Origin of the sequence: Clavibacter lycopersici (assembly GCF_003576405.1) — a bacterium.
GTDB classification, from domain to species: domain Bacteria; phylum Actinomycetota; class Actinomycetes; order Actinomycetales; family Microbacteriaceae; genus Clavibacter; species Clavibacter lycopersici.
The window spans coordinates 1-471 of record NZ_QWGT01000545.1; the positions used below are offsets into that span (position 1 = coordinate 1).

The following is a 471-nucleotide window of genomic DNA, read 5'->3' on the forward strand; positions in this document are numbered from 1 at the left end:
CGCGGGGGCTGCCGGAGGGCGCGCGCGTGCTCATCCCCGAGGTCCCGCCGCTGAACGAGAGCGTGGGGATCCCCTCGCCCTGGCGCGCGGTCGCCGCCCGGCACGCGCGGCTGCTCAACCGGATCACGGCCGAGATCGTCGCGTCCCGCCCCGATGCGGACGCCGTCCCCTTCCCCGGCGAGAGCGTCATCGACCTGGGCGATCCGGACGCCGCGCAGGCCTCCCGCGTCTACGCCTCCTGGTCGCGCGCCTTCGTCCACCGGATGCTCGGCCCCTCCCACGCCGCCGACGCGTGATGCGAGGTTGACCGTTCCCTGTGCATTCCTCGGGTGCCGGATACCCGGCGGGGCCCGGGCGTAGCGTCGAAGACGTGCCCGCGCCGGTGTCCACATCGGCGCCCGGGCTCTCGGATCGCCCGACGATCCGACCCCACGCACCGAATCCGAACGAGGAGAAGCCATGCCCCGAGTT

The 471-nt window shown here is 74.3% G+C and carries 1 protein-coding gene; it reads left to right on the forward strand.

Features of this window, described 5'->3' with window-relative positions:
• Positions 1-296: SGNH/GDSL hydrolase family protein (locus tag DZG00_RS16455; RefSeq protein WP_511172848.1), on the forward strand; the 296-nt coding region annotated here is incomplete at its 5' end.
• Positions 297-471: the final 175 nt, after the last annotated feature.